Source organism: Brachybacterium equifaecis (assembly GCF_023509525.1).
GTDB classification, from domain to species: domain Bacteria; phylum Actinomycetota; class Actinomycetes; order Actinomycetales; family Dermabacteraceae; genus Brachybacterium; species Brachybacterium equifaecis.
Map to the genome: position 1 here is coordinate 53,943 of NZ_JAKNCJ010000009.1, position 16,301 is coordinate 70,243.

Annotated in this window: 11 protein-coding genes; 5 read left to right on the forward strand and 6 right to left on the reverse strand. The window is 73.0% G+C overall.

Annotated elements, in window-relative coordinates:
- The first annotated feature begins 350 nt into the window (after positions 1-350).
- The gene (gene glpX, locus Bequi_RS12585; RefSeq protein WP_249738310.1) at positions 351-1,313 is read left to right on the forward strand and encodes a class II fructose-bisphosphatase; all 963 of its coding nucleotides are present in this window, start codon (positions 351-353) and stop codon (positions 1,311-1,313) included.
- A gap of 317 nt (positions 1,314-1,630) precedes the next feature.
- Here glpX and Bequi_RS12590 read toward each other — a convergent pair whose 3' ends face one another.
- The 4 genes from Bequi_RS12590 to Bequi_RS12605 form a co-directional block, all read right to left on the reverse strand.
- Positions 1,631-2,731 (reverse strand): Gfo/Idh/MocA family protein, encoded by a 1,101-nt coding sequence (locus tag Bequi_RS12590; protein WP_249738287.1) that lies wholly within the window; start codon positions 2,729-2,731, stop codon positions 1,631-1,633.
- A gap of 282 nt (positions 2,732-3,013) precedes the next feature.
- Complete coding sequence (locus tag Bequi_RS12595; protein ID WP_249738288.1) at positions 3,014-6,085, reverse strand: YhgE/Pip family protein; 3,072 nt, start codon at positions 6,083-6,085, stop codon at positions 3,014-3,016.
- 156 nt (positions 6,086-6,241) lie between these two features.
- Positions 6,242-7,597 carry an MFS transporter gene (locus Bequi_RS12600; RefSeq protein ID WP_249738289.1) on the reverse strand — a complete coding sequence of 452 codons (1,356 nt, stop codon included), beginning with the start codon at positions 7,595-7,597 and terminating at the stop codon, positions 6,242-6,244.
- A gap of 85 nt (positions 7,598-7,682) precedes the next feature.
- A complete protein-coding gene (locus Bequi_RS12605) occupies positions 7,683-9,644 on the reverse strand; it encodes an amylosucrase (RefSeq protein WP_249738290.1) in 1,962 nt (653 codons plus the stop codon).
- A 39-nt stretch (positions 9,645-9,683) separates the two neighbouring features.
- On the opposite strand from Bequi_RS12605, the gene Bequi_RS12610 reads away from it, so the two are divergent.
- Together Bequi_RS12610 and Bequi_RS12615 are read left to right on the forward strand one after the other, a co-directional pair.
- Complete coding sequence (locus tag Bequi_RS12610; protein ID WP_249738291.1) at positions 9,684-10,460, forward strand: class I SAM-dependent methyltransferase; 777 nt, start codon at positions 9,684-9,686, stop codon at positions 10,458-10,460.
- 230 nt (positions 10,461-10,690) lie between these two features.
- A complete protein-coding gene (locus tag Bequi_RS12615) occupies positions 10,691-11,743 on the forward strand; it encodes a TerC/Alx family metal homeostasis membrane protein (protein WP_249738292.1) in 1,053 nt (350 codons plus the stop codon).
- 152 nt (positions 11,744-11,895) lie between these two features.
- Here the strand turns inward: Bequi_RS12615 and gluQRS are convergent, their stop codons facing one another.
- Positions 11,896-12,834 carry a tRNA glutamyl-Q(34) synthetase GluQRS gene (gene gluQRS, locus Bequi_RS12620; protein ID WP_249738293.1) on the reverse strand — a complete coding sequence of 313 codons (939 nt, stop codon included), beginning with the start codon at positions 12,832-12,834 and terminating at the stop codon, positions 11,896-11,898.
- Positions 12,835-13,014: 180 nt separating this feature from the next.
- On the reverse strand, positions 13,015-13,863 hold the full coding sequence (locus tag Bequi_RS12625) for a hypothetical protein (RefSeq protein ID WP_249738294.1): 849 nt from the start codon (positions 13,861-13,863) through the stop codon (positions 13,015-13,017).
- Positions 13,864-14,115: 252 nt separating this feature from the next.
- On the opposite strand from Bequi_RS12625, the gene Bequi_RS12630 reads away from it, so the two are divergent.
- Together Bequi_RS12630 and Bequi_RS12635 are read left to right on the forward strand one after the other, a co-directional pair.
- Complete coding sequence (locus Bequi_RS12630) at positions 14,116-14,652, forward strand: peptidylprolyl isomerase (RefSeq protein WP_249738295.1); 537 nt, start codon at positions 14,116-14,118, stop codon at positions 14,650-14,652.
- Positions 14,653-15,002: 350 nt separating this feature from the next.
- Positions 15,003-16,214 (forward strand): rhomboid family intramembrane serine protease, encoded by a 1,212-nt coding sequence (locus Bequi_RS12635; protein ID WP_347272006.1) that lies wholly within the window; start codon positions 15,003-15,005, stop codon positions 16,212-16,214.
- Positions 16,215-16,301: the final 87 nt, after the last annotated feature.

Sequence of the window (16,301 nt, forward strand, 5' to 3'; positions counted from 1 at the left end):
TCGCAAGGTCCTCGGTCACAGAGCCGCTGACGTGGACCAGTCCACGTCTGCGGCTCTGAGAGCGATGGTTCTGCTGCCCGTCATCCGCCGCCGGCCAGGCACCGACAGCAGCCGGGCCCAGCTGAGCCCGCCCCCCGTCCGGTATCCGCGACCGGCGGACCATCGCCCCTCCGTGCCCGCGCATGCCCGGCTACGGTGGAGGGGACACTGATCGGCCCGTCGGCGCAGGTCCTCCCCGTGCCGCACGGGCACTCGACGACGAGGAGCCCGACGTGACCAGCACGAGCAGCACCGATCCCCGCACCCCCGACACGACCCTGAGCAGCACCGCCCCCGACCGCAACCTCGCGATGGAGCTGGTGCGCGTCACGGAAGCCGCCGCGATCGCCGGCTCCCGCTGGGTGGGCCTCGGCGACAAGAACAAGGCCGACGGCGCCGCGGTCGACGCGATGCGCACCTTCATGGACACCGTCGCGATGAACGGCACGGTCGTGATCGGTGAGGGCGAGAAGGATGAGGCCCCCATGCTGTTCAACGGCGAGAGCGTCGGCGACGGCACCGGCCCGGATGTCGACGTCGCGGTCGATCCGATCGACGGCACCCGCCTGACCGCTCTCGGCTACGCGAACGCGCTGTCGGTGTTCGCGGTCGCGGAGCGGGGCACGATGCTGGACCCCTCGGCCGTGTTCTACATGGACAAGCTCGTGGTCGGCCCCCGTGCGGCCGACGCGGTCGACCTCGCCAAGGGCACCGCGTTCAACGTGCGGGCTGTGGCGGAGGCGCTCGACAAGCCCGTCGAGCAGGTGACGGTGTGCGTCCTGGAGCGCCCTCGCCATGAGGGCCTGGTGGAGGAGATCCGACGGGCCGGCGCGCGGGTCAAGTTCATCATGGACGGCGACGTCGCCGGTGCGATCGCGGCTGCCCGCCCCGGCACGGGAGTGGACATGCTGCTGGGCACCGGCGGGACGCCCGAGGGCATCGTCACGGCCTGCGCGATCAAGGCCACCGGCGGGGTCATCCAGGGCCGCCTCGCGCCGCTCGATGAGGCCGAGGAGGAGAAGGCCCGTGCGGCCGGTCTCGACCTCGGCCGCGTGTACAGCACGGATGAGCTGGTCACGAGCGACAACTGCTACTTCGCGGCGACCGGCATCACCGACGGCGAGCTGCTGCGCGGGGTGCGCTACGAGGGCGGGCGGGTGCTCACCGAGTCGATCGTGATGCGCTCGGCGTCCGGCACCGTGCGCGTGGTCGAGGCCGAGCACCTCGCCGCGAAGTGGGATCGCTGGCTGAAGGGCGACGCCGCGGGGGAGTGAGCCCGGGCCCGGCCTTTACCTTCTCCCCCAAGAACAGGCCTGCTCGGTCTCCTTCACCCAGGGCGGGCAACACATTCCTCGGTGTCAGGGCCGGTGACGTGGACCAGTCCACGTCACCGGCCCTGACACCGATGTTTTTGCGGGGCGAGCCGGGGGAGGGCGGCGAGGAGGGCTCGGGGCGAGGTAGGGGGAGTGCGGGGTGAGGGCTTGGGGTGCGCTGCCGCCCCTGCCCTGCCCGGGACTGCGGCCCCCTCCGGCCCCGGCGCCGCCCCGGGCCTGCGGTCCCGCTTCGGGCCCGAAGCTCGCGCCCCGCCGCCTCACCCCTGGCGGCCGGTGAGCTCCCGTGCCTGCTCCTGGGCCTTGAGCGCGAGCTCGACGGCCTTGAAGATGTGGGACTGGGTCATGGAGGTCTCGGTGCGGTTCAGGACGTCGAGGATCAGCTCGCCGAAGAACGGGTAGCCCACCTCTCCGTGCGCGTTGATGCGGTGCTCGCCGTCGCCGTCCACGAGGATCACCTGGTCAGGGCCGTTGTCGGTGGTGACATCGACGTACTTGCGCAGTTCGAGGTACCCGTCGGTGCCGACCACGAACGTGCGGCCGTCGCCCCAGGTGCGCAGACCCGCGGGGGTGAACCAGTCCACCCGCACGTAGCCGCTGGCCCCGGAGGAGAGGGCGATGTGCGCGTCGCCGAAGTCATCGAGCTCGGGGAAGTCGGGGTGGCCGAAGTTGCCGATGGAGCTCGAGAGGATCTCGGCGTCGTCGGACCCGGTGAAGGTGAGCATCTGCTCGAAGTTGTGCGAGCCGATGTCGGTGAGGATGCCGCCGTACTGCTGCTTGCGGAAGAACCAGTCGGGCCGGGACTCGGGGGAGCCCATGCGGTGCGGGCCCATGCCCGTGACCTGCACGACCTTCCCGATCGCGCCGCGCTGGATCAGCTGGGTGGCGAGCACGGCGGCTTCGACGTGGATGCGCTCGGAGTAGTAGACCGCGTACTTCTTGCCGGTGCGCTCCACGGCATCGCGGGCCGCGGCGAGCTGCTCGAGGGAGGTCAGCGGGGTCTTGTCGGTGAAGTAGTCCTTGCCTGCCTCCATCACGCGGATGCCGAGCGGCGCGCGCTCGGAGGCGATCGCGGCGGCGGCCACGAGGTGCACGGTGTCGTCGGCCAGGATCTCCTCCTCGCTCGCGGCGATGCGCAGCTCGGGGAACTGCTCGGCGAAGCGGGCCCGGAACTCCTCGGCGCGCTCCGGCTGGGGGTCGTAGACGGCCTTCAGGGTGCCGCCGGCGCCGATGAGGCCTTCGCACATGGCGAAGATGTGGCCGTGGTCGAGGTGCATCGCGGCGAAGACGAAGTCTCCTGCCTCGACGACGGGCTTCGGCATTGCGGCGGGGGCGTAGTTGGCGCCTTCGGAAGCGGGCATCGGTGCACCGGTCCTCTCGGTCGGCGGCGTCGCGCCCGCACGCCGCGAGGGCCGACGGGACCGCGCGCCGCACGGATCAGGTTCCCGACCAGTGTCCTGCACCACACGCCGGGCTCCCGCCGGATGCCGAGGGTTGCCCCTCGCTGCGCGCCCGACGGCGGCCGGCCCCGCCCCGTCCGACGGCGCACCGCCTGGTCCCGACCCGGCGGGCTGCGCCCTGCCCGCGCCCGACGGCGCCCCGCGCGGTCCCCGCCCGACGGAGGCCCGCCCCGCCTCGCCCCGTCAGCCGACCGTCACGTCCCCGCGCTGCGCGGACCGCGCGAGCTTCACGGCCCCCGCGTACCCGCAGGCCAGGCCGATCAGCAGCCACACGCTCATCCACAGCAGGTTCTGCCCGGGGTGCACCCAGTCGCCGCCCACGGCCCCGCGCAGCGCGTCGACCGTGTGGGTCATCGGCAGGTAGGGGTGGATGGCCCGGAAGAACGCGGGGAGGGTCTGCACCGGGTAGGTGCCGCCGGCGCCCGCGACCTGCAGGGCCACGAGCACGAGGCCCACGAACTTGCCGATCGGGCCGAACAGGGCGCCGAAGCCGTGGTTCAGGGCGGTGAAGATGACCGAGGTGGCCGCGGCGATCGCGAACATCAGGGCCAGGTTCGCCGCGGTGATGCCGACGGCCCAGTGCAGGATCGCGACGGCGATCGCGGATTCGACCACAGCCAGCGCGAACGCGGGTGCGAGCCCGCCCGCGAGCAGTGCGAGCGGCCGTGCCCCGCTGCGCGCGGCGCGCTCCGAGAACGGCGGCATCATCAGGAACATCGCCATGGCGCCCACCCACAGGCCGATGCTGAGGAACAGCGGAGCGAGGCCCTCGCCGAACCGGTCCAGCCCGTTCTCGCGCTGGAAGTCCATGGCGACCGGGGTTGCGGCGGCGTCGCTGAGCTGGGCCCGCTCGGCGTCGGTGTAGGAGGGGACCTCGTCGCGGGCCTCGGCGAGGCCGTCGTGCAGCTGGGCGCTGCCGCCGGCGAGCTCGTCGGCCCCGCTGGAGAGGCGCCCGGTGGCGCCGGCGAGCTGGGAGGCGCCGTCGCGCAGGGTGCCGGCGCCGGCCTCGAGCCGCTGGGACGCCGAGGCGAGGCGGCGGGCGCCGTCGTCGACCTGGGCGGCGCCGCCGGCGAGCGCCTGGGCTCCGGAGTCGGCGGTGGCGAGGCCCGCGCTCAGCGAGTCGGCCCCGCTGGCGAGCTGGCCGGTCGCGCCGGCGAGCTGGTCCGCTCCGGAGCGTGCCGTGCCGACGCCCCCGGTGTAGGCCTGCACCCCGCCGGCGAGCTGGTCGGCGCCCGCGTCCAGGCGGCGGGCGGAGCCGGCGAGGGTCTGCGACCCGGCGGCGACCTGCTGGGCGCCGGAGTTCAGCCGGTCCACGCCCTCGACCGCGCCGCTGGCCTCGGCGGAGATCTCCGGGAGCGCGTTCGCGAGGGCATGGCCCTGCGCCGCGAGGGCGTCGATCCGCTGGTGCGCGGCGGCGGGATCGGCGCCGACGGACTGGGCGTCGGCGGCGACCTGCGCGATCGCCGCGGAGAGCGCGTCGATCCCGCTGCTGAGGTGCGCGGCCGGCTCGCTCAGCGCGCCGGCGGTCTCCTCGACGTGCTGGGCGGCGCCGCGGAGGTCATCGAGCCGGGTCTCGAGCGCATCGGCGCTCTGCGCGATGCGGTCGCTGCGCCCGGCGATCCCGGCGGCGCCCTCCTGCACCTGCTGGGCGGAGGCCGAGGCGGCATCGGCGTCCTCGGCGCTCGCGGCTGCGGCGTCCTCGAGCGCCGAGGCCTCGCCCGCACGGGACTGCAGCTGCGCGCAGAACTCGGGGCTCGCCCCGGAGTCCGCGCAGGTCGCGGAGAGGTCCTGGAGCGCGCCCGAGAGCGCGGCGGCGTCGGTGCGGGTCGCAGCGGCGGACTGCGCGGAGCGCGAGGCGTCGGCCTCGGCGGTGCGCAGGGCGCCGTCGAGGGCGCGCGCATCGGAGGCGTCCTGCTGGAGGTCGGTGCGCAGCGAGTCGACCTCAGCGGCCGAGGACTCGATGCGCTCCCGCAGGGCCGCGGCGTCGGCGTGCGCGTCCTGGACTGCAGCCGACAGGGCGCGGGCGTCCTCGGCGAGGGCGGAGGCGTCGCTGGTGGGGTCGGCCAGCGAGTCGGCGATGCGGTGCGCGGCGCCTGCGAGCTCGTCGACGGCGGCGTTCGCCGCGTCCGAGGCCTCGGCGACGCTGGCGGGAGTGATGCCCAGCGCGTCGGCGCGCTGCTGGATGGCGTGCGCGGCGTCGCTGAGCTGCTGGGTGCCGCCGGCGACCTGGCCGGCGCCGGCGGCGAGGGTGTCGGCCCCCGCGGCGAGCTGGCCGGTTCCGGAGGCGAGCTGGTCGGCCCCGCCGCGCAGCGCGGGACCGGACTGGTCCAGCGCCGCGAGGCCGCCCTGGAGGCGGCCTGCGCCGCTCGCGAGCTGGGCGGTGCCGCCGCTCAGCGTCACGGCTCCGGCGGAGAGCTGGTCGAGGCCCACCACGAGGTCTGCGCTGCCGTCGCGCAGCTGCCCGGTGCCGCCGGTGAGGGTGCCGGCGCCGTCCGCGAGCTGGCCCGTGCCGTCCGCGAGCTGCGCGGAGCCGTCCTGCAGGGACGCGGCGCCGTCGTCGATCTGGTGGGAGCCGTCAGCCAGAGAGGCCGCGCCGTCGGACAGGTCGCCGGAGCCGTCGACGGCGGAGCCGAGGCCCTCGTGGATGCTCGTGAAGCCGACGTAGATGCGGTCGAGGTACTGCTCGGCGATGGTGCCGCGCAGCGCCTCCGTGAGCGCGGTGCCGACGGACTTCGTGAAGTTGCCGGAGACGTAGTTGATCGAGTCGTTCGTGCGCACGGTGATCTGCGACTGCTGCGCGGCGGAGGGGTCCTCCCCGAGAGCGGCGATGTTCGCGGAGAGGTCAGCGGGTATCTCGATGGTCGCGCCGTAGGTGCCGTCGGCCAGGCCCGCGGCGGCCTCCTCGGGCGTCGCCTCGACGAAGGTGTAGAGGGTGCGCTTGTCGAGGTCCAGCAGGGTGCTGGTGAACTCCTCGCCGACCTCGAGGTGGGTGGTGTCCCCGCCGGGGGCGGTGACGTCGGCCCCGGTGTCGAGGTCCACGACGGCCGCGGTGATGCGGTCGAGGTTGCCGGAGGGGTCGTCGAAGGACCAGGTCAGGTTTCCCGCGTAGATGATCGGCACGAGCGCGAGCCCGGTGACGAAGAGCGCGGCGATGGGGCGCAGCCATTCCTCGGGCAGGTGCGCGAGGAGCCTGCCGCGGCGGGTCGTGGCCGGGGCGGCAGAGGAGGCGGGGGCGGAGCGATGTTCGAGAGCCACACCGGTACACTACGACCAGGAATCTCGATACGTCTATGTATCGAGCGCATCTGTGGCGCACTAGATACGTTTGTGTATCGAGTTGATCGGCGAAGGCCGACGGGGGGCCGACGAGGGGCCCTGCCCGCCCGCCTCAAGCCGGGGGCCGCCCCCGCGTCAGGCCGCGGGACCGGACCCGGCGCGCGCGCCGGCCTGGCCGTCGGCGATCGCGATCGGGGCTGCGATCGATCCGCCGGCGCGGCGCTCGGGCGCCGGGCGCGCCCCGCCCCGTGCGACCGCGACGGCGAAGCCGATCAGGCCCGCCGCCATGGGCACGGCGAGCGCAGCCCAGGAGAGGCGATGATCGGCGAGCGCGGCGTCCCGGCCGGGGGCGAGCGCCTCGAGCATCATGCCGACGATCAGCACGCCCACGAGACCCGCGCCGAAGCCGCCGATGTTCACGAAGCCCGTCGCGGTGCCCACCGACATCGGCGAGACGCCGGTGCGGGCGAGGTCGAAGCCGAGTCCGCTCGCGGCGGCGCCGAGCGCCATCGTGCAGGAGAAGGCGATCAGCAGCGCGGTGGAGTGCTGGCCGGGCCAGGCGAGCATCACGATCCAGCCGGCGAGGTGGACCGCGACGGTCACGGCGACCAGCAGCACGCGACGCTGGGGGAAGCGGCCCGAGAGCGCGCCGATCACGGGACCGAAGACCATCCCGGCGAGCACCTGGATGCTCAGCAGCAGCGAGACGGTCCCCGGGGTCGCGCCGTGGCCCTGGGTCAGCAGCGGCACGCCCCACATGACCACGTACACGTTCACCGAGAACAGCGTGACCCAGTGCGCGAACATGCCCGCCCATGCGCCGGGGGAGGTCAGGACGTCGCGCAGCACGGGGCGCGGGGACGCGCCGACGACGGGGATCGCGCCGGTGGGCAGGTCGCCCGCGGGCTCGTCGTGCACGAGCAGGAGCACCGCGAGAGCGCCGACGAGCAGCAGGGCGGCGATCATCCCGAACGCGGCGCTCCATCCGGCCGACAGCAGCACCGCGAAGAACGGCACCGCGGCGATGACCTGGCCCGACTGCCCGAGCACGCCCGTGAGCTGGGTGAACAGGGGTGCCATGCGCGGGCGGAACCACGCGGCGATCAGGCGGATCACGGAGATGAAGATCGCGGCGTCCCCCGCGCCGATCAGCACGCGCGCGAGCACGGCGAGCGGGTAGAGGGGGGTGAGGGCCATGAGGGTCTGGCCGACGAGCATCACGGCGCTGCCGATCAGCAGCATTCGGCGCGGCCCGAAGCGGTCCAGCAGCAGCCCGGCGGGGAACTGGGCGGCCGCGTAGGTGCCCAGCTGCACCGCGCCGAACACGGACAGCGCTCCGGCGCCCACGTGGAAGCGGTCCATCGCCTGCACCGAGGCGACCCCGATGCTGGAGCGCCCGGCGACGGTCGCGATGTAGGCGAGCATCGCCGCGCCCCACACCAGGTACGCCCAGCGGGTGCGGCGGGCGATGTCGGAGGACGTGCGGGGCATGGGGCCTGCTTCCGGGGGCGAGGGCGGGGAGGGGATCGCGGGGCCAGTGCCCGCGCCGACGCCGTCGTCCCTTCGAGGCTACTCCTCAGGCCGCCTGCGCGTCCTGGATGAACCAGAGCGCCTGGTAGGGGCCGACGGCGATGCTGGGCACGTCGAAGCTCCAGCGCGCGCCGGTGAGAGCCTCGCGGGCGCCGTGCCCGAGGGCCTCCTGGAGGAGCGCGGTGTCGAGCTCCACCGGGTGCTCCGAGACGTTCAGGACCTGCAGCATCGTGCCCAGCGGGTGCTCGCGGCGCAGGATCAGCAGTCGCGGATCCTGCCCGCCGACCACGTGCGACTCGACGCTCGCGTGGAGATGCGGCAGGGAGCGGCGCACCGCGATGAGGTGGCGCATCCCCCGCAGCACCTTCCCGGCGGGAGTGGAGGGACGCTCCGCGGCGGCGTCGGCCTCCGCGCGGGCGACCTCGCCCCACGGCATCGCGGGCCGGTGCACCCAGCGGTTGTCGGCCGCATGCTCGGGATCCTCGGCCCAGTTCTCGTCGTTCAGCAGCGCGATCTCATCGCCCATGTAGAGCAGCGGCAGGCCGCCGAAGCCGAGCATCGCCGCGTGCAGCAGCAGGATCCGGCGCACGGCGAGATCCGCGGCTGCGTCGTTCCCTGCGGCGAGGGCGCGCTCGAGCCCGGCGAGAGAGGCGAGGGAGCCCGAGATGCGCGTGTCGCCGGTGGCGGGGTTGTGCTGGAAGACGAGCCCCCGGGCGAAGGAGTCCGGGAACTCGCCCGCGTAGAACGCGGAGAGGAACGCGCGGTGGCCGTGGCCGCTGAGGCCGACGTCGGCGGCGTCCTCGTCAGTGATCGCCCAGCCGATGTCGTCGTGGCAGCGCACGTAGGTCGCCCAGGTGGTCGAGGCGGGCTTCGCGGGGAACTTGCCGAGCGCCGTGGCCAGGAGCCGGGTGTCGCGGCTCGCGAGCGCCGACCACAGCTGCACCATGAAGGTGTTGTGGTACGCCATCTCGGAGACCTTGCCGCTGCTCTCGCCGGTGCCGAGGTAATGGATCAGGTCCTGCGGGCCGACGATCGCCTCGGCCTTGAAGGCGAGCGCCGGCGCGGCGATGCGGGCCGCCGCGCGCAGGGCGCGGGTGAGCTGGTGGACCTCCGGGAGGTTCTGGCAGTTCGTGCCCATCCGCTTCCAGGTGAAGGCGATCGCGTCCAGGCGCAGCACGTCCACGCCCTGGTTCGCGAGGAAGCAGATGATCTCGAGGAACTCGCAGAAGACGTCGGGGTTGGACCAGTCCAGGTCCCACTGGAAGGCGTTGAACGTGGTCCACACCCAGCGCCCCAGGTCCTCGTCCCAGGTGAAGTTTCCGGGGGCGAAGTCGGGGAAGACCTCGGGCAGGCTCTGCTCCCAGCGGTCGGGCATCTCGCGGTCCGGGTAGGTGAGGAAGTAGTCCAGGTACCGCTGCTCGCCGGCCTTCGCGCGCGCCACCCACTCGTGCTCCATCGCCACGTGGTTCAGCACGAGGTCGAGCTCCAGGCTCATGCCGCGGGAGTGGAGGTCTGCGGCGAGGGAGCGCAGATCCGCCATCGAGCCGAGGTCGCTGCGCACCGTGCGGTAGTCGCGCACCGCGTACCCGCCGTCGCTGTCCCCGGGGCGCGGGTCGAGCAGCGGCATCAGGTGCAGGTGAGTGACGTCGAGGGAGGCGAGGTGGTCCAGGTGCTGCGCGACGCCGCGCAGGTCACCGCCGAAGCGGTCCGCGTAGGCGACGTAGGCGAGCATCGAGGGATCCTGCAGCCAGTCGGGCGCGAGCAGCCGCGCCTCGTCGAGGTCGCGCAGATCCTCCGGTCGGTCCGCGAGCGCCGCCGCGATGATCGCGAGCACACGCTCGAAGGTCTCGCCGGCGCGCTCGCCGAAGCACACCTCGAGGCCGCGGCGCAGATCGTCGCCGTAGCGGGCGAGCCGCAGGTCGAAGGTGCGCGCGAGCCGGGCGTCGACCGCCTCCTCCTCGGCGCGGGAGCGGGCAGCGGGGGCGGGAGACGTCGCGCGATGGCTCATGCGCCAAGCCTACGGGCGCGCCTGGATACCCTGACCCTCATGACGACTCCCGATCGCGACCCCGCCGCTCCCTCCTCGTCCGCTCCCACCTCGTCCGACGCCACCGCGTCCGACACCCACGCGGTGGTCCCGGCCGCGGACGAGGGGGAGGACCCCGCGGCGTACTGGGAGCAGCGCTATGCCGCGGCGGAGACGATCTGGTCCGGAGCGGTCAACGGCACGCTCTCCGCCGCCGTCGGCGATCTGCCGCCGGGCCGCGCGCTCGACCTCGGGTGCGGGGAGGGCGGGGACGCGATCTGGCTGGCGCAGCAGGGCTGGGACGTGCTCGGCGCCGACATCTCCCCGAGCGCCGTCGACCGCGCGACGCGCGCAGCGGAGGCGGCCGGGCTCGATCCGGAGCGGATCCGCTTCCTCGCCGTCGACCTCAGCCCCTGGGCCCGCAGCGCTCCCGGGGCCGCCCTCGGAGCCGACCGCGAGGCCGCGACCCTGCTCGAGGGCCCCTTCGACCTCGTGACCGCCTCGTTCTTCCTTTCGGAGCAGGAGCTGGAGCGCACGCTGATCCTGCGCCGGGCCGCCGCCGCCCTCGCCCCGAACGGGCGCCTGGTGATCCTCTCCCACGCGGCTCCCGCCCCGGGTTCGCCGCACGCGCACCACTCGTCGCTGACGCTGCTCGATCCCGCGCAGGAGCGCGAGGAGCTGGCGCTTCCGGCCGACGAGTGGGAGGTCGAGCGGGAGGAGCTCGTGGAGCGGCCCGCCGTCGAGCACCGCCACGGCCACCACGAGGACGGACTGCTGCGCCTGCGCCGCGTGCGCTGACCCGTCGGCCCGCCTGCCAGCGCGGCGCCGTCGGTCCTGACCCGTCGGCCCGCCTGCCCATGCGGGCCCGCCGCATGTCACGTTTCCCAGAGCGCTGATCGAGGGGCCGCTCACAGCCTCGCGGAGGGCCGCCCGATACCCTGGGTCCATTCCGCTGTGCTTCTCGGGCGCCGTCCTACGACGCTCCCTCGCGCCGCACCCTCCACCGAACGAACCCGAGAGGTCCCTGCATGGGTGAGATATCCCTGACATTCGAGATCACCGCGCTGGCGGTGCTGGTGGCGATCATCATCGTCGACCTGCTGCTGGTCATCAAGCGCCCGCACGTGCCCTCCATGAAGGAGTGCGTCGCCTGGGTGGGCTTCTACGTCTCCCTCGCGCTGATCTTCGCCGTCGTCCTCTACGTCGTGGACGACACCCACCACGCCTCCGTCGAGTTCCTGACGGGCTGGCTGACCGAGTACTCCCTCTCGGTCGACAACCTGTTCGTGTTCATCCTGATCATGGGCAGGTTCGCCGTGCCCAGGAAGTACCAGCAGGAAGTGCTGATGGTGGGCATCATCATCGCGCTGATCGCCCGCGCCATCTTCATCATGATCGGCGCGGTCGCGATCGAGCACCTGTCGTGGATCTTCTACATCTTCGGCCTGTTCCTGCTCTACACGGCATGGACCCAGGTCAAGGAGGACGACCACAGCGACGAGGAGGAGGGCGAGAGCCGCATCCAGCGGATCGTCGGCCGCTTCCTCCCGTTCCACAGCGAGTACGACGGCAACAAGCTGCGCACCGTCGTGGACGGCAAGCGCATGTTCACCCCGATGCTGATGGTCTTCATCGTGATCGGCCTGACCGACGTCATGTTCGCGATCGATTCGATCCCCGCGATCTTCGGCATCACGCAGAACCCGTTCATCGTGTTCACCGCGAACCTGTTCGCGCTGATGGGCCTGCGCCAGCTGTACTTCCTGCTGGGCGGGCTGGTGGATCGCCTCGTGTACCTGCACTACGGCATCGCCGCGATCCTCGCGTTCATCGGTGTGAAGCTGATCATCCACGCGATCCACGAGGCGCCGCTGGAGTGGATCCCCGGCTTCCACGTCCTCGAGCGCATCCCCGAGGTCAACACCTTCGTGTCCCTCGGCGTGATCGTCGGCTCGATGGTGATCGCGACCGTCGCCTCGCTCCTGTGGGGCCCGAAGAACGGCGAGGGCGAGATCCAGGGCGAGCCTGCGACCTCCCGCGCCTCCACCGCGCCCCGCGTCGAGGACACCCGCGAGGACTGATCCCCGCGCGGACCGCGGCTCGCCCCGCACTGCAGCACTGAAGCGGCCCTGCCGACCGAGAGATCAGCAGGGCCGCTTCCGCGTCTTCTGGCTGCTGCCGGCGCTCCGCAGCCCTGCGCCTCCGCTCCCCGGCTGCTGCGCCGGGGCGCCGCTCAGCCCGGCAGCTCCACCACCCACGGCTCCTGCGGCAGCATCGCCGGATCCCAGCGCTCGAGCACGTCGCGCGCCGTGCGGCAGCCGGGCACCCCGAGGGAGTCGCCGATCCGGCCGACGACGTCCCCTGCGCTCTCCCCGCGCGCGAGGCGGTCGCGCAGGGTGACCGCGCCATCGCGCTTCGCGAGCCGCGCGCCCGCGGTGTTCAGCGCGAGCGGCACGTGCGCGTACGCCGGCACGGGGGCGCCGAGGAGCGTCGCGAGGTAGGCCTGGCGCGGGGCCGACGTCAGCAGGTCGTCCCCGCGGGTCACCTGGTCCACTCCCTGCGCGGCGTCGTCCACCACGACCGCGAGGTTGTAGGCGGCCACGCCGTCGCCGCGGCGCAGCACGAAGTCGTCGACGTCGGCCGTGACCGTGCCGGCGAAGTGGTCCTCGACCGAGAACTCGCGCACGCCTGCGCGCAGCCGCAGTGCGGGCTCGCGCTGCAGGGCGAGCATCTTCGCGGCCCCCTCCTCGCGCTCCTGCGGGCTCAGATCCCGGCAGGTGCCCGGGTAGGCCCCGGGGGGCGCATGGGGGGCCGACGGCGCCTCGAGGATCTCGCGCCGCGTGCAGAAGCACTCGAAGACCCGGCCCTCATCCTGGAGACGGCCGAGGGCCTGCGCGTAGGCGTCCCCGCGCTCGCTCTGGACCATCACATCCCCGTCCCAGTCGAGGCCGAGGGCGGCGAGGTCCTCGAGCTGGCGCTGCGCGGCGCCCTCACGGACGCGATCCAGATCCTCCAGGCGCAGACGGAACGCGCGGCCGCTGCGCCGCGCCAGCACCCAGGCGAGGATCGCGGTGCGCAGGTTCCCCAGGTGCAGGTCGCCGCTCGGGGAGGGGGCGTAGCGGCCGGCGCCGACCTCCGGCGGGGCGGGGGAGGCGGGGGTCTGTGGGGTCATCGCTCCAGTCTAGGAAGGCGCTGCAGCCCCTGAGAGTGGGGGGGCATCGGCAGGCGCGGGACATCGGCATGCGTGGCAGCACAGGAGGGCGCGATGGCCGCTGGAACGCGCACCGGCCCCCTGGCGCGATGCCAGGGGGCCGGTGCAGGGGCGCTGATCAGGGGATCAGCAGCGGTTCGCTCAGGCGTCGCCGCGGTGGTTGCCGCGGGGCTCGTCGGCGGAGTCGAACTTGACCTCGTGGGGGGTCGTGTCGGCGATGCGGTCCTCGGTGTTGGAGGTCGCAGCGTCCCCGTTGCCGGTGCGGAGCGAGGAGGCGACGTCCCCTGCCTCCGCGCCGCCGACGGTGTCGGAGACCTCGGTGGCGTCGGACTCGGTGGAGGCCGAGGCGGGGTAGTGCGCGCGAGCGAAGTCGGCGGGCGGTGCCCACGGATCCTCGACCGGGCGGGTGCGCTTCCACACCACGTAGCCCGCTGCGGCGCCGGCCGCGGCGAGGCCGAGCACGAGCAGGACGGTGCCGGCGCGCTTGGCGGTCTTCTTCGGAGCGGGCTTGGTGGCCGCCTTGCGGATGTCGTCCTGGCCGGAGGCGAGCTCGTGGCGGGCGGCGTCGACGGCTGCGGCCACGGCGGTGCTCAGCACGGTGCCGGTGGTCGCGGCGGTCTTCTTCGCGCGCGGGAAGTAGTCGTCCTGCAGGTCGTGGCGCAGCTGCTCGGCGCGGGGGCCGATGCGGTCGGTGAGCTGGGCGATCTTCTCGCCGCTGTCGTGGAGCGCGTCCTCGACCTGGGGGCGGACGTTGTCGACGAGGGCGGAGGCCTTCTTGCGGACGTCCTTGGTGCTGTCGGCGAGCGAGGAGCCGGCGTTGTCGGCCAGCTTCTGGAGCTCGGAGAGCGCCTTTTCGGTCTTTTTGCTGGCCTCATCGCCCATGTTCGACGCCTGCTTGGAGAACTTCTTGCCGTACTTGTGCGCGGTCTTCTCCGCGTTCTTGCGGGCCTTCTTGGCGGCCTTGGCGGCACGCTTCTTGTTCAGCGCCATGCGCGAACACCCCTTTCAGATGGAGGTCGCCGGGTGGGACCGGCGAGGTGCAGAGGTGACGGACGGGTGCGGATGGGGAGGCGGCGAGACCGCCCCGTGCGCCTGCCGGTCACGAGTGCTGTCACCATACCGTGACGCACTGCACCAGGTTCCAGGGTCTTCGCAGTCTTCTGGAGGGGCCCTCTGCGGCGCGCGGCGCGGCGCATGCGGGGCGCTCTCCCGTGCGTCAGGGGCCTGTGCGAGGATGGCCGCATGTTCGCAACACTGCACACGAATCAGGGCGATATCCGCCTGGAGCTGTTCGAGAACGACGCTCCCAAGACCGTCGCCAACTTCGTCGGCCTCGCCGAGGGATCGCGCGAGTTCACCGACCCCGAGTCGGGCCAGAAGGTCACGCGTCCGTTCTACGACGGCGTCATCTTCCACCGCATCATCGACGGCTTCATGCTCCAGGGCGGCGACCCCCTGGGCACGGGCACCGGCGGCCCGGGCTACAACTTCGACGATGAGATCAACCCCAACAACTTCGACGAGCCCTACATGCTGGCCATGGCCAACGCGGGCAAGCGCATGAACGCGATCACCGGCCGCCCCTCGGGCACCAACGGCTCGCAGTTCTTCATCACCGTCGCCCCCACCCAGTACCTGCACGGCAAGCACACCGTGTTCGGCAAGGTGGCCGACGACGAGTCCAAGAAGGTCGTCGACGCGATCGGCAAGGTCAAGACCGACATGCGCGATCGCCCCCTCGAGGACGTCGTCATCAACTCGGTGACCATCGAGAAGTGATCTGACGCCCGGCACCTGCCGGGTTCAGAGCTCGGCGACCCGCGCCGGCCGCGCCTCTCGCGACCGACGCCAGCCGCGAGACCGACGCCCTGTTCCATTTCCTGGAACAGGGCGTCGGTCTCGTTCTATGCGGGGCGATGCGGTGAGGGGCGCGGTGCGGTGCGGTGCGGGGCGGGGCGGGGCGGGGCCTGGCGGCGGTGGGGCCCGGCCGCGGGACGCTGCACCTGGCCCCTTCCAGGGGCCGCGAGATCGTGATTCTGTGCCATTTCTTGGCACAGAATCACGATCTTGTTCCAGGCGCGTCGGCCTCGCGCGCCTGAGCTGACAGGGCGCTCCTGTAGGAATAGGGCATGAGCGATCGACCCACCTACGGCTACGGCTACGGCCCCGACGAGCAGGCCGGCGAGCAGCCCGGCGAGCGGCCCGCCGCGGCGCCCCTGCCGGGGCCGTCCCCCGCGCCCGGGGCGCGGCCCAGCTACGGACTCCCGTCGGCCGGCGCCCCGGGTGCAGAGCAGGCCCCTTCCGAGCGTCCCGCCTACGGGCAGGCCCCCTCCCCGCAGTCGGCCTACGGGCAGCAGCCGGCCTACGGGCAGCAGATCCCCCACGGCCAACAGTCCGCCTACGGCCAGCAGTCCGCCTCCGGGCAGGGCCCCCTCCAGCCAGGCCTCCCATCGGCCGACGCGCAGGCCGCGCCGACCTGCCCGCGCCACCCCGACCAGGTCAGCTACGTGCGCTGCAAGCGCTGCGGCCGCCCGGCGTGCGGGCAGTGCCAGCGCCAGGCGCCCGTAGGCATGCTCTGCGTGGACTGCGAGCGGGAGCTCGCGGCGGCTCAGGCCGGGTCGCAGCCGCGCAACGCCGCGGGCGGGCGCATGGGCACCCAGACCCCGATCGTCACGTACGTGCTGATCGCACTGTGCGCGCTCGCGTTCGGCGGGCAGATGCTGATCGGCACGGCGTTCGAGCAGCCGATGCTGTTCGCTCCGATCCGGGCCCTGGCGATGCCGTGGACCTTCATCACCAGCGGTTTCCTGCACGGCGGCGTGATGCACCTGCTGCTGAACATGTATGCGCTGTGGGCGGTGGGTCAGTTCCTCGAGCGCACGCTCGGACACTGGCGCTACGCAGGGATCTTCCTGCTGTCCGTGATCGCCGGGCACGTGGCGGTGCTGCTTCTCGCCTCCCCGGCCGATCCGTCCTGGATCACCGGGACCCTGGGTGCGAGCGGCGGAGTGTTCGGCCTGTTCGGGGCGATGTTCGTGACGAGCCGCCGCCTCGGCGGCGAGGCCCGGCAGATCATCGTGCTGATCGTCCTGAACATCGTCATCACCTTCACCGTCCCCGGGATCTCCTGGCAGGGGCACCTGGGCGGTCTCGTAATGGGAACGGCGGCCGCGTTCGCGATGTTCGCCCTGCGCCCGAAGGCGACGCCGGGGGCCGACCGGGCCGCGCTCGCACGGCGCTCGGCCCTGATCCACGCCGCGGTGCTCGGCGCCGGGCTGCTGCTGTGCATCGCGCTCGTGGCCGTGAAGGCGCTGACGGTGCCGACAGGGTCCCTGTACTGACGGCGACGCGCTGACGGCATCCCGACGAAGCCCTCCTTCCCCAGGGAAGGAGGGCTTCGTCGTGCCCAGAGGTCCGTGCGCGGGGTG

Bases quoted from the DNA above. Each gene is read 5' to 3' on its own strand.
- glpX (WP_249738310.1), top strand. From the start codon at position 351: ATGGAGCTGGTGCGCGTCACGGAAGCCGCCGCGATCGCCGGCTCCCGC.
- Bequi_RS12590 (WP_249738287.1), bottom strand. From the start codon at position 2,731: ATGCCCGCTTCCGAAGGCGCCAACTACGCCCCCGCCGCAATGCCGAAG.
- Bequi_RS12600 (WP_249738289.1), bottom strand. From the start codon at position 7,597: ATGCCCCGCACGTCCTCCGACATCGCCCGCCGCACCCGCTGGGCGTAC.
- Bequi_RS12605 (WP_249738290.1), bottom strand. From the start codon at position 9,644: ATGAGCCATCGCGCGACGTCTCCCGCCCCCGCTGCCCGCTCCCGCGCC.
- Bequi_RS12610 (WP_249738291.1), top strand. From the start codon at position 9,684: ATGACGACTCCCGATCGCGACCCCGCCGCTCCCTCCTCGTCCGCTCCC.
- Bequi_RS12615 (WP_249738292.1), top strand. From the start codon at position 10,691: ATGGGTGAGATATCCCTGACATTCGAGATCACCGCGCTGGCGGTGCTG.
- gluQRS (WP_249738293.1), bottom strand. From the start codon at position 12,834: ATGACCCCACAGACCCCCGCCTCCCCCGCCCCGCCGGAGGTCGGCGCC.
- Bequi_RS12625 (WP_249738294.1), bottom strand. From the start codon at position 13,863: ATGGCGCTGAACAAGAAGCGTGCCGCCAAGGCCGCCAAGAAGGCCCGC.
- Bequi_RS12630 (WP_249738295.1), top strand. From the start codon at position 14,116: ATGTTCGCAACACTGCACACGAATCAGGGCGATATCCGCCTGGAGCTG.
- Bequi_RS12635 (WP_347272006.1), top strand. From the start codon at position 15,003: ATGAGCGATCGACCCACCTACGGCTACGGCTACGGCCCCGACGAGCAG.